The sequence below is a fragment of the Cupriavidus phytohabitans genome (assembly GCF_000426345.1).
Lineage (GTDB): Bacteria > Pseudomonadota > Gammaproteobacteria > Burkholderiales > Burkholderiaceae > Cupriavidus.
In genome coordinates this window covers 51,265-66,626 of the sequence record NZ_AUFE01000020.1, presented here as the reverse complement: position 1 = coordinate 66,626, position 15,362 = coordinate 51,265, and the positions used below count along the sequence as shown (strand labels likewise).

The window sequence follows — 15,362 nt, the reverse complement described above, 5'->3', positions numbered from 1 at the left end:
GCAATGAGTACGACCATGAAGACCACTTCTCCCTGCCCCGCCGCCGCCGCCGCCGCCGACGACGCCGCCGCTGTGGCGCAGCCGGCCCGCCGCCAGTGGCTGGGCCGGCTGGCCGGTACCGCCCTGACCACGGCCGCGGCCGGCGCCGCGCTGTCGCGCCCGGCCACTGCCGCAAGCCCTGGCGCCAATGCCGCGGGCCAGGCGGCAAGCGGCACACCCGACCCGATCGTGATGATGCCGGCCTGGAAACTGTCGCGCGAGATCCATGCGCGGCGCGTCTCGTGCCGCGAGGTCATGGCGGCCTACCTGTCGCATATCGATCGGGTCAACCCTGCCGCCAACGCCATCGTTGCCCTGCGCGAGCGCGACGTGCTGCTGCAGGAAGCCGCGACCGCCGACCAGGCGCTGGCCGCCGGCAAGCCGGGCGGCTGGATGCACGGCATGCCGCAGGCACCGAAGGATCTCGCGCTGACGCGCGGCATCCGCACCACCTTTGGTTCGCCGATCTTCAAGGACAACGTGCCGGCGACCGACGCGATCATCGTCGAGCGCGTGCGCAAGGCCGGCGCCATCCTGGTCGGCAAGACCAATACGCCGGAGTTCGGGCTGGGCTCGCAAACCTTCAACACCGTCTATGGCGCCACCCGCAACCCCTACGACGCCACCCGTTGCGCCGGCGGCAGCAGCGGCGGCGCGGCCGCGGCGCTGGCGATGCGGATGCTGCCGGTCGCCGACGGCAGCGACTTCGGCGGCTCGTTGCGCAATCCGGCCGGCTATTGCAACGTGTATGGCTTCCGCCCGTCGATGGGCCGGGTGCCCTACGGCCCGACCGCCGAGGTCTTCCTGCAGCAACTTGGCTACGAAGGGCCGATGGGCCGCACCGTCGCCGACGTCGCGTTGCTGCTGGCCACGCAGTCAGGGCCCGACCCGCGCACCCCGCTGGCGCTCGAGCGCGACGCAACGCTGGCCCGCCTCACGCCCGACAACGTGATGGTGACGCTGGACGCCGACCTGAAAGGCAAGCGCGTGGCGTGGCTGGGCAACTGGGACGGCTACCTGCCGATGGAAGACGGCATCCTGCCGTTGTGCGAGCAGGCCTTGCAGGCATTCCAGGCCTTCGGCGTTTCGGTCGACGCCATCAAGCCGCCCTTTGCGCCGGAACGCCTGTGGAAGACCTGGCTGGTCCACCGGCATTTCCTGGTCGGCAACGGCATGTTGCCGTTCTACCGCGACCCGGCCAAGAGGGCGCTGCTCAAGCCCGAAGCGGTCTGGGAGATCGAAGGCGCGCTCAAGCTCGATGCCGGCGACATCTATGCCGCCAGCGCCGAGCGCAGCGCCTGGGCGCAGGCGCTGCAGCAGGTCTTCGCCAGGCATGACTTCATCGCGGTGCCGACCGCACAGGTGTTTCCGTTCGACGTGCGCGAGCCGTGGCCGAAACAGATCGCCGGCAGGCAGATGGACACCTATCACCGCTGGATGGAAGTGGTGTTCCCCTGGACGCTGTCGGGTTGCCCGGTAATCAGCGTGCCAGCGGGCTTCAGCCGCGATGGCCTGCCGATGGGCATGCAGCTGATCGGCAGGCCGCACGACGACCTGGGCGTGCTGCGGCTGGCGCGCGCCTATGAGCAGGAGCGCGACTGGGTGGGCCGCCACCTGCCGCGCGCGATGATGGCCTAGGCCTGGGCCAACCCGCGGCGCCGTGCCAGCGTTTGCGACGGCAGTTCGCCGAAGAAGGCGCGGTACTGCGCCGCGAAACGCGGCAGATGGTGGAAGCCGAACCGCGCCGCCACGGCGCCGACCGGCTCCACCGGGCCGGCGCGCAGCGCCAGGCGCACGCCGTTCATCCGCACCGCGCGCACGAAGTCCAGCGGCGCCAGGCCGGTGACCTCGTTGAAGCTGTACTGCAGCGTGCGGCGCGATACGCCCAGGCGCTCGCACAGCGCCAGGATGCTCCAGCCGTGGTCGGGCGCGGCACGCACCAGCGCGTAGGCGTCGGCCACCAGCTGGCGGCGCGCGCCTGCGGTTGGCAGCGGCTCGCGCGAGCGGTCGTCGTCCGCGATCAGCGCGGTCGCCGCCGCCAGCAGCAAGGCGTCGCGTATCGCGCTCTCCACGAAGCGGTTGCTGAACACCTCCGCTTCGATCGCCGCGGTCGCCAGCACCGACAGCAACGCGGCGCGCAAATCATTGCCGACCGCCGGCCGCAACTGGCGCACGCCGGCCAGCTTGTCGAGGCGGCGTGGCTCGCCGCTCGCCAGCGCTACCGCGCGATCCAGCGCGGGCAGCGGCATGGTCAGTCCGGTCAGGTCCAGTTCGCGCGGGGTGCGCATCGCCAGCGCCTGGCCGTTGCCGGCGCACAGCAGCGAATATCCGTGCATGCGGTAGCCGTGGAACCAGCCATCCTCGCAGTGCACATGCGGCAAGGCGAGCGACAGATAGCCGCGCGCCGCCTCCCCCTCTTCCAGCAGCGCCTGCGTGGTCTGTTCGCGGAACACATGGACATCGCCGTAAGTGACCTGCGAGACCTCGGCCCGGAACACACCTGGCGTCAGTTGCTGGTAGCGCTGCTGCCAGCCATCGAGCTCGGCCGCGGCAGCCTGCGCCTCGTCGGCAACGACATGGCGCAGCGCGCGCGGCGCGGCGGCTGCAGCGGACGGTTCGGTCGGGGGCAGTGGATTCGGGGGCATGGATGCGCTTGCCATTTGCGCCGCGCCTTGGGCAAGACGTAGTTGTGTTGCGGGCTGGCACCCGTTGTGTCGTCTCGCCTGCCGCTGGCGGCAGGTCAGTGTAGCGAACGGTGGCAGCCTCATGGGAGCGGGAGAACCCTGAGGGCCGCCGCTGCGCAGCCATGATTGCAACGCCTGGCGGCTCGCAAGCGCCGTGCCCGTACGGTTGGTGTGCCGAGGATGTGTTGCAAAAAAAGTTGGCCTGTGCGGAATAAAGCCGGTCCCGGGCGTGTTTACTCCGAAGCAGCCCTCGAACCACAACCCGGAGAACGCCACACATGAAGTCCAACTTGCCCGCTTTCATGCTCGCCGCCATTGCGGCGGCGGCCGGTTCGATCTGCCTGGCAGGCGGTGTCCCGACGGCGCCGCATGATCATGGCCAGACGCCAGTGGCGCGGCAGCCGGAACCCTTTGTCGCCAGCACCGCAAAGCCGTTCGCGCAACGCATGGACGACGCCATGGCCGTCATGGATGCAGGCATGCGCGCCGCCCCCATGAACGGCGACCCTGACCACGACTTCGTCGCGATGATGATCCCGCATCACCAGGGCGCCATCGACATGGCCAAGGCATTGCTGCTCGACACCCGGGATCCTGAATTGCGCAACCTGGCACAGGGCATCATCACCGACCAGCAGAACGAGATCCGCCTGATGCAAGCCTGGCTTGCCCGCCATCCGAAAACCGCGCCGAGCCGCAGCCCGGCACCAGCACATTCTCACTGAAGGAATCCCACATGAAGCAGACCTTGCAGCTTGCGCTGGTCCTGGCCACGGCGTCGTCGCTCGCCACCGCGGCACCGGCCGCCAGCGACCGCGTCTATACGGCGGACCAGAACAGCAACACCGTGTCGGTCATCCAGCCCGCCACCAATACGCTGCTCGGCCAGATCCGCCTTGGCAATGCGCGGCCCGATATCCTTTCGCCGCTTTACAAGGGCGAGATCAACGTGCATGGCCTGGGCTTCTCGCCGGATCACAAGACGCTGCTCGTCGTCTCCAATGGCTCGAACTCGGCGACGTTCATCGATACCGCCACGAACAAGGTCAAGGGGGTTGCCTATATCGGCCGTTCGCCGCACGAGGGTTTCTTTACCGCCGACGGCAAGGAAGCGTGGGTGGTCGTGCGCGGCGAGGACTACATCTCGGTGATCGACCCGGCCAGCTACAAGGAGATCCGCCGCATCCCCACCGCGCCAGGCCCGGGCATGGTGCTGTTCCATCCCGACGGCAAGCTCGCCTTTGTCGTCTCCAGCTTTACGCCCGAGGTCGACGTGATCGATGTCGCCACGCACCAGGTCGTCAAGCGCATTCCGGTCGCCAGCCCGTTTTCGCCCTTCCTGCAGTTCACCCCGGACTTCAGCGAAGTGTGGATGACGCACAAGGACGTGGGCAAGGTCACCCGCATCGACACGCAAAGCCTCAGCGTCAGGGGCGTGTTCGATACCGGCTTTATCACCAACCACATCGGCTTCGCCAGGACAGCGCGCGGCACGCTCGCCTACGTGACGGTCGGCGGCGAGAATGCGGTCAAGGTCTACAGCACCGACGCCGAGCCCCGCCTGCTCGCGACCATACCCGTCGGCGCGCTGCCGCATGGCATCTGGCCGTCCGATGACGGCAGCCGCATGTATGTCGGCCTGGAAAACGGCGACGGGGTCGACGTGATCGACACCGCCACCCAGCGCGTCATCGCCCGCACCCCGGTCGGACAGGCACCGCAGGCCCTCGTCTATGTCTCCAATGCCGTGCCGGCCGGCGATGGCAAGGCAAATCTCGCGCCGCGTGCAAACAGCGATCCCGTCAACATTCCGCTCAAGGCCACCAGCGGCGCCGGACGCGGCTTTGTCGTGGCACGCAACCTGGGCCTGGTCGATGCGCTGGAAGTGTTCCTCTACCAGCTAAAGCCGCAGACGGTCTACAACGTCTACGTCTCTGGCCACCGCACGCCCGTTGCAAGCTTCAGGACGAATGCCGCCGGCGCCGCCAATGGCACGGCCATCGGGCCGTTGCGCGAGGCGGTGCCCGCCTTGTCCACGAAGCAGCCTGCCGCCGCCACGCTGCTGGTGGTCGAGGGCAACGCGCCGCCGACCACCAGCAGCGCGGTGCTGACCGGCACGCAGTAAGGTGCGCTTCAGCTGCCCCGGTACGTGCCGAAACTCCACGGCGAGCACAGCAGCGGCACGTGGTAGTGCTGCGCGGCGTCCGCGATGGTAAAGCGCACGGGCACGATGTCGGCGAACGTGTCCGGCGCCTTGAAGTAGTCCGCCACCCAGAAGCGCAGCTCGAAGTCGCCGGTGCGGGCCTGGGCGGCGGGCAGCATGGGCGTGTCAGTGCGGCCGTCGTTGTTGGTGCGCGCCTTTGCGATCAGTTTCGGGGGTTGCGTGCCGACGTCGAACAGTTCGATCTGCATGCCGGCAATCGGCTTGCAGAGCGATACGTCGAGCACGTGGGTGCTGATGCCTGCCATGGTCTGTCTCCTTTCAATGCAATGCAGGCATCAGCTGCCGCGGTAGTAGTTGTAGCTCCACGGCCCGAACGTCACGGGCAGGTGGATGCGCTGGCTGGCGTCCGTCACGCGCAGGCGCAGCGGGATCTTCGCAAGGAACAGCGGCTGCGGCAGGCTGGCCTTGCGGGCGGCGAAGTATTCGTCCACGTGCATGACCAGTTCGTAGGTGCCGGTGCGGTAGGCGTCGCCGAGCAGCAGCGGTGGTTCGCTGCGGCCATTGGCGGCGAGCGTCACCGTCTGCAGCAGGCGTGGCTGTCCGTTTTCAATGCGGTACATGTCTACGCGCATACCGGCTGCCGGCGTGCCGTGCCAGGTGTCGAGCGCGTGCATGGTCAGCCGCGGGCTGAGGCCGCCCTGCTGCACCGGGCCCGCGGTCTGGTTGGGCGCCGGAGTCGGTGCCGGGCTGGCGGCCAGCGCGCTGCCAGCCAGCAGCGCACTGCCTCCCAGCGTGATCGATTGCAGGCCGAAGCGTCGGCGGGCGGCGTTGAAGCCGGGATCGTGGTCGTCGTGCATGTCAGGCCTCGCGCTTGTGATGGAGACGGCGGATGCAGAACACAACCAGCATCGCAGCCAGGATCTCGATGGCGGCCACCAGGTACAGGCCGCTGCTGACCGTGCCGGTGGCGGTCTTGATCAGGCCCATCGCATAGGGCGCGCCGAAGCCGGCCAGGTTTGAGACGGAATTGATCAGGGCCACGCCCACCGCGGCGGCGCTGCCAGCCAGGTAGCGGTTGGGCAGCTGCCAGAACACGGGGATGGCGCTCATGGTGCCGACCAGCGCGGCAGTCATGGCCACCAGGGTGATCACAGGCGACAGCGCCTGCATGCCCAGCAGCACGGCCAGCAGGGCCATTGCCGCACCACCGACCAGCGCGGCGCCGCTGAAGTGCCAGCGCACCTCGTTGCGACGGTCAGAGTGCGCGCCGTTGGCGATCATGCCGATCGCGCCGCAGAGGTAGGCCACCGCCGCGATCCAGCCCACCGCCATCGGCGTGGTGAAGCCGACTTCCTTGATGATGGTCGGGATCCAGAATGTCAGCGTGGAGTTGGCGCACAGCAGGCAGAAGAAGATGGCGATCAGCAGCCACACCTTGCGGTTGGTGAACAGCGTACGCCAGTCGTGCCCACGTTCGCCCATGGTGGCGTTGTCCCGCTTCAGGGCGTCGAGCACCACGCGCTTCTCGCTGTCGGTCAGCCACTGTGCCTGCTCCGGCTTGTCGGTCATGTAGAACCACGCGAAGATGCCGGCCAGCACGGAAGGAATGCCTTCCAGGATAAACAGCCATTGCCAGCCATGCATGCCATGCACGCCACCCATCGAGGTCATGATCCAGCCGGCCAGCGGGCCGCCGAGCACACCTGCGATGGCGGACGCCGACATGAAGGTGCCGAAAGCGCGGGCGCGCCGCTCGGACGGATACCAGTAGGTCAGGTAGAGGATCACGCCGGGATAGAAGCCCGCCTCGAACGCGCCCAGCAGGAAGCGCAGGATATAGAACTGCGTCGGCGTGGTGACATAGGTCTGCAGCATGCAGATCACGCCCCAGCAGATGGTGATGCGCATGATGGTCTTCTTGGCGCCGATCTTCTGCAGCAGCATGTTCGACGGCACTTCGAAGAAGAAGTAGCCGAGGAAGAAGATGCCGGCGCCCAGGCCATACACCGCCTCGCTGAAGCGCAGCGAATCCAGCATCTGCAGCTTGGCGAAGCCGATGTTGACCCGGTCCAGCCACGCGAGCACCCACAGCACGCCAAGGAATGGCAGCAGGCGCCACGACACCTTGCGAAAGACGCTGGCTTCCGCATCGTCCGCCGTGTCGGCGAACAGCGGAACGCCCTGTTTTGTAATGGACATGGAGTCTCCTGTCTTGTCGGTTTGTGTTGTGCGGGCGATGCCGCGGGGATGGTGCTGCGGCGGCCCTCCGTCTGGATTGGGTGCAAGTATAGGAACGGGCCCGGATTGCGGAACGGGGGCGCTGGTATAGGCCCTATATCAGCTTGGATATGGGTCGGAAAGCCTTGCCTGGCGCGGGATTCCGGGTTTTTGCCAGGCGCGTTGGCGGACCTATGGATTACCCTAGGGCACCCGCTTTGCCCTCCTCCGCGGTGCGCCGGGGGGCGGCGTTCCCGCCCGCGTGCGGGTTCGACCGCGTTGCCGTGCGGTGCGCAAAAGGCTACAAAGCCGCCATGGGCAGCAAGCAATGCGCACCGGTTGCGGCGCCTGCTGCCCACGCCTACTTACCTACCGGAACGCCCGAGACTCCGCATGATCCGCGCCGACGACCCTTTCGATACCTACCTGCTGCGCGTGCTGTGCATCCTGATTGCCGAGCAGAGCGTCTCGCGCACCGCCGTCCGGCTGAACCAGTCGCAACCGGCGATCAGCTCAGCGCTCAAGCGGCTGCGCGCGATCTTCAACGACCCGCTGCTCACGCGCGAAAAGAATGTCATGGTGCCGACCGAGCGCGCCCTGCAGCTTGCCCGCAACGCGCAGGCGGCGCTCAGCGCGCTGGACAATCTGCTGGTGTCGGACGACCGCTTCGACCCCGCCACCACCGAGCAAAGCTTTACCGTAGCGATGCCCGACTACCTCGCGCCGCCGTTCTTTGCCCAAGTCGTACGGGAGTTCCGGCGCATGGCACCCCAGGCGCGGCTGGCGGCGATTCCACTGACCGCCACCTTCGACTACGAGCAGGCGCTGTCGGAGGGCACCATCGACATCGTGATCGGCAACTGGCCCAATCCCCCGGAGCACCTGCACCTGTCCGTATTGCTGGAAGACGAGGTGGTCTGCATGGTGGCGCCTGACAGCGTGCATAACCGGCCGGGAAAGTTCACCGCGCAGGCCTACCTGGGCGCGGCGCATATCGTGCCGACGCCCTACTCGCGCGACCAGCGCGGGCTGGTGGACACGGGCCTCAGCACGATGCGCGTGCACCGGGACAACCGCGTGAGCTGCCCTTACTTCAACCTGGCGCCGAGCCTGATCCCCGGCACGGACCTGATCCTGACGACGGGCCGCCACTTTGCCAACTATCACGCGCAGCATGTACCGGTGGCGGTGCTCAGGCCGCCGATCGAATTCCCGTTCATGCGCTTCTACCAGCTGTGGCATCCCGCGCGCCACCGCTCGGCCTCGCATGCGTGGCTGCGCGGCATGCTGACGGCGGCATCGCAGGCGCTGCGCGACCTGCGCGACCTGGACCCCGCCCCACGCGCATAGCGGTATCGGATTCTGTTATGCGTCTTATATGGCCGCGCCCCTCGCCGCGGCCATGCCTGCTTCCTATACTCGGCCCGTATTCGGTTTCCATGCCTGGCCTGCGCGGCCGGCACAACGGGAGAGCAGTCCATGTCACAGTCCATCGATCTGGCGCCGGTCAACGCGCTGGACCAGTCCGGCTTTACCCACGCGTTCGGCAGCGTGTTCGAGCATTTTCCGCTGGCGGCAGAGCGCGCCTGGGCGCGGCGGCCCTTTGCATCGTCCAGCGCGCTGCATGATGCGATGATGGATGTCATCCGCAAGCTGGATGCGAAGGCCCAGTGCGATTTCCTGAACCTGCACCCGATGCTGTCGGCCGCCAATATCCGCGCCGGCACCATGACGGCGGATTCCAATGCCGAGCAGAAGAGCGCGGGGCTGGACACGATGTCAGTGCAGCAGGAAGCCACGCTCGACCGCATGAATGCCGCTTACCTGGCACGACACGGCTTTCCCTTCATTATCTGCGTGCGGCACTACACGCGGGAAGGCATCTTTGCCGCGCTGGAACGCCGTATCGACCGCAGCACGCAGCAGGAACTGGATGAGGCGCTGGCTCAGATCGGCGCGATCACGCGCGGGCGGCTGCAGGCACGGCTCGATACGCTGGCATGAATGCGGCGACAGGTGCGGGAGGGCCAGGCGGCCGAACCGATCGCGCCTGCGCGCACACTGCTTGATAAATCAACTTATTGACTAAATAACCGCCGATTCAGCACTTCTTCACCGGAAATACCCTAGGTTTTCGTCACGATATAAGTAATGATCTTGACGTATAACCACGCATCAACCATAGCCCGTCCAGCCCGGGCCAGGGGCCCGTTCGCGGGCCCTTGCCGCTGGTTGAGCGTTCAAAAGAAGATTGGTGAAGGAGACATAGATGCAGCACATTGATGTACAGAAGCTGGCCGACGGCGCCCGCTTTAACCGATTCCATGCGCGTGTCCTGGCCTGGTGCCTGCTGGTGATCATCATCGACGGATATGACATCGCCGTAGCGGGTGCCGCGCTGCCATCGATCATGAAGGAGATGGGCGTCACGGCGTCGACCGCCGGCTTCATGGCGAGCTCGGCGCTGTTCGGCATGATGTTCGGCGCTATCTTCCTGGGCGCCCTCTCCGACAAGATCGGACGACGCTGGACCATCTCGCTGTGCGTATTCCTGTTCAGCGTGTTCACGGCGGCCGCGGGCCTGACCAGCGATCCGGTCACGTTCAGCGTGATGCGGTTTATCGCCGGTCTTGGCATCGGCGGCGTGATGCCCAACATCGTGGCGCAGATGACGGAATATTCGCCGCGCAAGATCCGCAGCTTCATGACCACGGTGATGTTCTCCGGCTATGCCATCGGCGGCATCCTGGCCGCGGTGATCGGCAAGCAGTTCATTGCCGGGTTTGGCTGGCAGATCGTGTTCTTCGCGGCCGGCGTGCCGGTGATCCTGATCCCGTTCATCCTGAAGACGATGCCGGAGTCGCTGTCGTTCCTGGTGTCGCGCCAGAACGAAAAGGACCTGCGCGCCCTCGCGCAACGCATCGACCCGCACCTGCGCCTGGATGCCGGCGCCACCTTCCGCTTGCCGCAGCAGGACCGCGCAGCCGGCGCGCCGGTGGCCCGCCTGTTCCAGGACGGCCGTGGCTTCAGCACGGTCATGTTCTGGATCGCCTTCTTTACCGGCCTGTTCATGGTCTATGCGCTCAGCACCTGGCTGACCAAGCTGATGGCGATGTCGGGCTACAGCCTGGGCTCCGCGCTCAGCTTCGTGATCGCGCTGAACGTGGGCGCTGTGGTAGGTGCGATCGGTGGCGGATGGCTGGCCGACCGGTTCCATATCAAGTGGGTGCTGGTGGTGATGTACTTGCTCGGCGGCGCGTTCCTTTACCTGATGACGTTCAAGACCTCGACCGAGATGCTCTACCTGCTGATCGGCGCGGTAGGTGCTTGCACTACCGGCGCGCAGATCGTCGCGTATGCATACAGCGGCCAGTTTTATCCGGTGTCGATCCGTTCGACCGGCGTTGGCATGGCCTCGGGCATCGGACGGCTTGGTGCCATCGCGGCGCCGGTGCTGATCGGGCTGATCGTTTCGCTGCAGTTGCCGCTGGCGCAGAACTTCCTGGTCATCGGTGCGGCGGGGATCGTGGGTGCGCTGGCGCTCGCGTGCATCAACCATCGGCTGTCGGCATCGGCGCTGCACGCCGATGCAGCGGCAAGCGCGGCCCCGGCGTCGATGGTGCCGGGCGTGGCTGAAGCGCGAAGCTGACAGCGTCCTGGAGGCGCGCGGCGCGACTGCGCGCCGCCATAAGGAAATGGCGGGCCCTGGCCCGCCATTGTTCATTGGAGGTCAGTCGACCGCGTCGACGATAAAGCGCCGGGTAATGGTTACGCCGGCCCGCACGCGGCGATGCCGGACCGCCCAGACGACCGCACGCATGGCCTTGCCGCCGTGGGACTCGACCATGCGGGTACACCGCTCCAGCGCCGCATCGTCGGGGAAATAGCGAAGCTCGGCGGCACTGCCCAGGATCACCGCAATGTCCAGCGCGGATTGCTGGCGCATGGCCAGCGACAGCAGGCGGCTGAGGCGGCGTGTCACCGCATTGGCGTCGCCGGGCCATTGGCGCCGCGCCTCGGCCTGGATGGTCCGGGCCGCGGCGCGGATGTGATGGAGCATGTCGGTGATGCCCATTTCCGGCTGTGTGGACCGGAGGGGGCGCGCGGCTTGTGCCACTTCCATATTTGCGTCCCAGCGAGCCGGAAGACCAGCCGCTCAGCGGCCGACGAAGCGCGCCGGGCGCTCGACGGCCAGGACGGCCAGGACGGCCAGGACGGCGACATCGGCAGCATGGTGGAACGTAATGGTCATGGCTGAACCTTGATGGCAAGAATCCGAAGAATACTAGGCACGCCTTACGTATACGTCAATATCCTTACTTATATTTACCAACACATCCGCTAGCAGGCTTTTTCTCACTACCACTGCTTATAAATAATGATCATGATCTTTGCGCAAATGCAGCAAAAGAGCACGATGGAACACATTCAAACGGCTCGCAGGGTACCATCCCACCCGTCGCGCCTGTGCGTGTGTGCTCCGCGCCGCCTTAGAATAGGCACACTAATGGCAGGCTCACGGCGGCCAGTGTCAATCCCACACCATGACCAAACCAGAATTCGCGTACGACCCGTCCGACGCATCCGTCCATAACCGGCTGTTTTTCCGGCTGTTCCAGGCCGGCAATACGCTGGACCGGCAGACCAGCAAGTCGCTCGGCATCACCACCGTGCAGTGGTCCGTGCTGGGGGCGCTATCGCGGCCGCAGGTGCCGGAAGGCATGTCGTTCTCGGAACTGACCGAATACCTGGTGGTGAGCCGGCAAAGCCTTGATGGCGTGCTCAAGCGGCTGGAGCGGGAAAAGCATGTCCAGCGTGTTGCCGACACCGTGGACCGCCGCGCCAAGAAGGTCGTGCTGACGCCGAAGGGGCGCGAGTTCTGGAACAGCCTGCAACCCAGGATCTATGAGTTCTACCGCCAGGCGCTGGCGAGCTTCGGCTTTGACGACAAGGTTTCGCTGGTCCATTTCCTGAACCAGCTCAACGCCGGCCTGGCCAGCGTCCACATGGACGCGGACCCCGGCGCGCACGCGGCGGAGGAACCGGCACGGTCCGCGCAGGACTGACAGCGGTCGCGACGCTCAACATGGGTGCCATAGCAACCCCGGAGCGCCGGTAACACCCGCCGGGCTATGACAAAATACGCCACGCATCGTCCCGGCGCGCTTGCGCACCACTCCGTATTAGCCGCCCCGCAACATTGACCCAGTTCACCGCCACCGTCCCCATTTCGCTGGTCAACGGCTTCCTGTCCGGTGCCGACCCGGCCGCCATGGCGCGGCTGGCGGAGCGCGCGGGGATCCCGAGCGGCCTGTTGCAGGCGCCGGCCGCGCGCGTGACCGAGGAACAGTTTTCCACGCTCTACCGCGAACTGGCCATGGAACTGGACGACGAGATGCCCGGCATCTTCAGCCGGCCGCTGCGCAACGGCACGCTCAAGTTCCTGTGCCTGAGCCTGCTGGATGCGCCGCGGCTGGAAGTGGCGCTGCACCGCTTTGGCCAGTTCTTCCACCTGATCCTGGACGATTTCCGGCTCGAATCCGGACGCGACGATGGTTTCGGCGAGGTCGTGCTGCGTGCCGACCCGGCCGGCCCCGGCGTCAGCGCGCTGGGCAGCGAGCTGATGCTCAAGCTGGTCCACGGCGTCGCCTCATGGCTGATCGGCATGCGCATCCCTCTGGCCAGGGTGGAGTTCGATTTTCCGCGGCCGCCGCGCGCCAGCGACTCCCTTTACCTGTTTCCCGGCCCGGTGCAGTTCGGCGGCCGCCAGACGCTGCTCAGGTTCGAGGAGTCCTACCTGGACATGCCGGTCCGCCGGCGCAAGGCCGATTTGCAGAAATTCCTGGCGCGCGCGCCCGAGGACTGGATCTTCGTCGCGTTCGCCGACCAGATGGTGTGCCACCATGTGCGCCAGTACCTGGCCGACTGCCTGCCGGCGACGCCGACCATCGAAGCGGTGGCGCAGGACCTGCACTTCTCGGTCCGCACGCTGTGCCGCCGGCTGACCGCTGAAGGCACGACCTTCCAGGCAGTGAAGGACGAGGTGCGCCGGGACATTGCCATCCAGCGGCTCACGCGCACCACGGATGCGATCGCGGCGATCGCCTTCGATATCGGCTTTGACAACCCCACCGCCTTCCATCGTGCCTTCCGCAACTGGACCGGCAGCACGCCCAAGGCCTACCGGACCATGCCCGCACACCCCTGACAAATCCTGCCACGAGGCCAGGCCGGTGCCGACCTGCGGGCATCGCCGCGCGCCGGTTTATGTATGGCGGCAGATTTCGTCAATGAATGGGCAGCTTTGGATAGCCGCGCCCGGTGCTTCCCGCGTTACGATGACGTATCGGCCCGGGTTGCGGGCCAGGCGCCATGCCCTGCGCGCCACCCAGGAACAAGCGTACAGACGTACAGACAGGAGACATCCATGACCTACCGTGCCCCGCTCAAAGACATGCTGTTCGTGATGAACGAGCTCGCAGGTCTTGACGCTGTCAGCCGCCTGCCCGGCTTCGAGGAAGCCACGCCGGAAACGGCCGGGGCCGTGCTCGACGAAGCCGCCAAGTTCAACGAACAGGTGCTGACGCCGCTCAACCGCACCGGCGACCTGGATCCCAGCAGCTGGAAGGACGGCGTGGTGACCACCACCCCCGGCTTCAAGGACGCCTTCCGCCAGTTCGGCGAAGGCGGCTGGCAGGGCGTGCTGCATCCGCAGGATTTCGGCGGCCAGGGCCTGCCCAAGCTGATTGCGACCGCCTGCATCGAAATGCTGAACAGCGCCAACCTGTCGTTCGCGCTGTGCCCGCTGCTGACCGACGGCGCCATCGAGGCCCTGTTGACCGCCGGCTCCGACGAGCAGAAGGCCACCTTCCTGCCCAAGCTGATCAGCGGCGAGTGGACCGGCACCATGAACCTGACCGAGCCGCAGGCCGGTTCGGACCTGGCCGCGGTGCGCACCCGCGCCGAGCCGCAGGGCGACGGTACCTACAAGGTCTTCGGCACCAAGATCTTCATCACCTACGGCGAGCACGACATGGCGAAGAACATCGTCCATCTGGTGCTGGCCCGCACGCCCGACGCGCCCGAAGGCGTCAAGGGGATCTCGCTGTTCATCGTGCCCAAGTACCTGGTCAACGCCGACGGCAGCCTGGGCGAGCGCAACGACGTGCACTGCGTGTCGATCGAACACAAGCTGGGCATCAAGGCCAGCCCGACCGCGGTGCTGCAGTTCGGCGACCACGGCGGCGCCATCGGCACGCTGGTGGGCGAAGAGAACCGCGGCCTGGAGTACATGTTCATCATGATGAACTCCGCGCGCTTTGCAGTCGGCATGCAGGGCGTCGCGGTGTCCGAGCGTGCCTACCAGCAGGCCGTGGCGTATGCGCGCGAGCGCGTGCAAAGCCGCCCGGTCGACGGCTCGGCGCGCGAAGCGGTCACCATCATCCACCACCCTGACGTCAAGCGCATGCTGATGACGATGCGCGCACTGACCGAAGGCGCACGCGCCGTCGCCTACGTGGCGGCCGCCGCTAGCGACACCGCGCACCAGCATCCGGACGAAGCCGTGCGCAAGCAAAGCCAGGCGTTCTATGAATTCCTGGTGCCGGTGGTCAAGGGCTGGAGCACCGAGCTGTCGATCGACGTCGCCAGCCTGGGCGTGCAGGTGCATGGCGGCATGGGCTTTATCGAGGAAACCGGCGCGGCGCAGCACTACCGCGACGCCCGCATCCTGCCGATCTACGAAGGCACCACGGCCATCCAGGCCAACGACCTGGTCGGCCGCAAGACCGTGCGCGACGGCGGCGCGGTGGCGCGCGCGATCTGCGCGCAGATCGCCGAGACCGAGGCCGCGCTGGGCAAGCATGGCGGCGCTGCCTTCACCGCGGTCCAGGCGCAACTGGCCAATGGCCGCGCGGCGCTGGAAGCGGTGGTTGAGTTCGTGGTGGCCAATACCAAGTCGGATCCGAATGCCGTGTTCGCCGGCAGCGTGCCGTACCTGAAGCTGTGCGGCATCGTATTCTCGGGCTGGCAGCTGGGCCGCGCGATGCTGGCCGCGGATGCGAAACGTGCCGAGGATCCGAACTTCCACGACGCCAAGATCGCCACCGCGCATTTCTTCGCACAGCACATCCTGTCGCAGGCAACCGCGCTGCGCGATGCCGTGGTCGGCGGTGCGGCGCCGGTCAATGCGCTGACGGCGGAGCAGTTCTGACGGCGGAGCAGTTCTGACGGCGCTTCAGCGCGCGGCAGACAGGGCG

14 protein-coding genes are annotated in these 15,362 nt (G+C 66.7%); 9 read left to right on the top strand and 5 right to left on the bottom strand.

The window, feature by feature from the left end; genetic code table 11:
• Nucleotides 1-15 precede the first annotated feature (15 nt).
• Entirely contained in the window at nt 16-1,677 is a 1,662-nt protein-coding gene (locus K309_RS0116440; RefSeq protein ID WP_255360114.1) for an amidase, read from the top strand.
• Here the strand turns inward: K309_RS0116440 and K309_RS0116435 are convergent.
• Nucleotides 1,674-2,684: a helix-turn-helix domain-containing protein gene (locus tag K309_RS0116435; RefSeq protein ID WP_035877690.1), complete on the bottom strand. Its 1,011-nt coding sequence runs from the start codon at nt 2,682-2,684 to the stop codon at nt 1,674-1,676. The genes K309_RS0116440 and K309_RS0116435 overlap by 4 nt on opposite strands.
• A gap of 317 nt (nt 2,685-3,001) precedes the next feature.
• Between K309_RS0116435 and K309_RS0116430 the strand changes: the two genes are divergently transcribed.
• Both K309_RS0116430 and K309_RS0116425 read left to right on the top strand, forming a co-directional pair.
• The gene (locus tag K309_RS0116430; protein WP_035877689.1) at nt 3,002-3,448 is read left to right on the top strand and encodes a DUF305 domain-containing protein; all 447 of its coding nucleotides are present in this window, start codon (nt 3,002-3,004) and stop codon (nt 3,446-3,448) included.
• Between the two features lie 11 nt (nt 3,449-3,459).
• A complete protein-coding gene (locus K309_RS0116425; protein WP_029047453.1) occupies nt 3,460-4,848 on the top strand; it encodes a beta-propeller fold lactonase family protein in 1,389 nt (462 codons plus the stop codon).
• Between the two features lie 8 nt (nt 4,849-4,856).
• On the opposite strand, the gene uraH is transcribed toward K309_RS0116425, so the two are convergent.
• From uraH to K309_RS0116410, 3 genes are read right to left on the bottom strand one after another with little or no spacing between them, the layout of a single operon-like run.
• On the bottom strand, nt 4,857-5,192 hold the full coding sequence (gene uraH / locus K309_RS0116420) for a hydroxyisourate hydrolase (protein ID WP_029047452.1): 336 nt from the start codon (nt 5,190-5,192) through the stop codon (nt 4,857-4,859).
• A gap of 30 nt (nt 5,193-5,222) precedes the next feature.
• The gene (locus K309_RS36690; protein WP_035877687.1) at nt 5,223-5,744 is read right to left on the bottom strand and encodes a hydroxyisourate hydrolase; all 522 of its coding nucleotides are present in this window, start codon (nt 5,742-5,744) and stop codon (nt 5,223-5,225) included.
• 1 nt (nt 5,745) lies between these two features.
• Nucleotides 5,746-7,086 (bottom strand): MFS transporter, encoded by a 1,341-nt coding sequence (locus tag K309_RS0116410; protein WP_029047450.1) that lies wholly within the window; start codon nt 7,084-7,086, stop codon nt 5,746-5,748.
• 411 nt (nt 7,087-7,497) lie between these two features.
• Between K309_RS0116410 and K309_RS0116405 the strand changes: the two genes are divergently transcribed.
• The 3 genes from K309_RS0116405 (at nt 7,498) to K309_RS0116395 (ending at nt 10,753) form a co-directional block, all read left to right on the top strand.
• Nucleotides 7,498-8,454 carry a LysR family transcriptional regulator gene (locus K309_RS0116405; protein WP_029047449.1) on the top strand — a complete coding sequence of 319 codons (957 nt, stop codon included), beginning with the start codon at nt 7,498-7,500 and terminating at the stop codon, nt 8,452-8,454.
• Nucleotides 8,455-8,583: 129 nt separating this feature from the next.
• On the top strand, nt 8,584-9,108 hold the full coding sequence (gene uraD, locus K309_RS0116400) for a 2-oxo-4-hydroxy-4-carboxy-5-ureidoimidazoline decarboxylase (RefSeq protein ID WP_029047448.1): 525 nt from the start codon (nt 8,584-8,586) through the stop codon (nt 9,106-9,108).
• 265 nt (nt 9,109-9,373) lie between these two features.
• Nucleotides 9,374-10,753, top strand: a complete 1,380-nt coding sequence (locus K309_RS0116395; protein WP_029047447.1) for an MFS transporter — start codon at nt 9,374-9,376, stop codon at nt 10,751-10,753.
• Nucleotides 10,754-10,834: 81 nt separating this feature from the next.
• Here K309_RS0116395 and K309_RS0116390 read toward each other — a convergent pair whose 3' ends face one another.
• The gene (locus K309_RS0116390) at nt 10,835-11,179 is read right to left on the bottom strand and encodes a hypothetical protein (RefSeq protein ID WP_051320488.1); all 345 of its coding nucleotides are present in this window, start codon (nt 11,177-11,179) and stop codon (nt 10,835-10,837) included.
• 469 nt (nt 11,180-11,648) lie between these two features.
• Between K309_RS0116390 and K309_RS0116380 the strand changes: the two genes are divergently transcribed.
• The 3 genes from K309_RS0116380 (at nt 11,649) to K309_RS0116370 (ending at nt 15,316) form a co-directional block, all read left to right on the top strand.
• Nucleotides 11,649-12,170, top strand: coding sequence for a MarR family winged helix-turn-helix transcriptional regulator (locus tag K309_RS0116380; protein WP_029047445.1), 522 nt, complete (start codon nt 11,649-11,651; stop codon nt 12,168-12,170).
• Nucleotides 12,171-12,376: 206 nt separating this feature from the next.
• Complete coding sequence (locus tag K309_RS0116375) at nt 12,377-13,312, top strand: AraC family transcriptional regulator (protein WP_084402454.1); 936 nt, start codon at nt 12,377-12,379, stop codon at nt 13,310-13,312.
• Between the two features lie 219 nt (nt 13,313-13,531).
• A complete protein-coding gene (locus K309_RS0116370) occupies nt 13,532-15,316 on the top strand; it encodes an acyl-CoA dehydrogenase (RefSeq protein ID WP_029047443.1) in 1,785 nt (594 codons plus the stop codon).
• Nucleotides 15,317-15,362: the final 46 nt, after the last annotated feature.

Coding starts and splice junctions, on each gene's coding strand:
- K309_RS0116440 (WP_255360114.1), top strand. CDS start 16: ATGAAGACCACTTCTCCCTGCCCCGCCGCCGCCGCCGCCGCCGACGAC.
- K309_RS0116435 (WP_035877690.1), bottom strand. CDS start 2,684: ATGCCCCCGAATCCACTGCCCCCGACCGAACCGTCCGCTGCAGCCGCC.
- K309_RS0116430 (WP_035877689.1), top strand. CDS start 3,002: ATGAAGTCCAACTTGCCCGCTTTCATGCTCGCCGCCATTGCGGCGGCG.
- K309_RS0116425 (WP_029047453.1), top strand. CDS start 3,460: ATGAAGCAGACCTTGCAGCTTGCGCTGGTCCTGGCCACGGCGTCGTCG.
- uraH (WP_029047452.1), bottom strand. CDS start 5,192: ATGGCAGGCATCAGCACCCACGTGCTCGACGTATCGCTCTGCAAGCCG.
- K309_RS36690 (WP_035877687.1), bottom strand. CDS start 5,744: ATGCACGACGACCACGATCCCGGCTTCAACGCCGCCCGCCGACGCTTC.
- K309_RS0116410 (WP_029047450.1), bottom strand. CDS start 7,086: ATGTCCATTACAAAACAGGGCGTTCCGCTGTTCGCCGACACGGCGGAC.
- K309_RS0116405 (WP_029047449.1), top strand. CDS start 7,498: ATGATCCGCGCCGACGACCCTTTCGATACCTACCTGCTGCGCGTGCTG.
- uraD (WP_029047448.1), top strand. CDS start 8,584: ATGTCACAGTCCATCGATCTGGCGCCGGTCAACGCGCTGGACCAGTCC.
- K309_RS0116395 (WP_029047447.1), top strand. CDS start 9,374: ATGCAGCACATTGATGTACAGAAGCTGGCCGACGGCGCCCGCTTTAAC.
- K309_RS0116390 (WP_051320488.1), bottom strand. CDS start 11,179: ATGGGCATCACCGACATGCTCCATCACATCCGCGCCGCGGCCCGGACC.
- K309_RS0116380 (WP_029047445.1), top strand. CDS start 11,649: ATGACCAAACCAGAATTCGCGTACGACCCGTCCGACGCATCCGTCCAT.
- K309_RS0116375 (WP_084402454.1), top strand. CDS start 12,377: ATGGCGCGGCTGGCGGAGCGCGCGGGGATCCCGAGCGGCCTGTTGCAG.
- K309_RS0116370 (WP_029047443.1), top strand. CDS start 13,532: ATGACCTACCGTGCCCCGCTCAAAGACATGCTGTTCGTGATGAACGAG.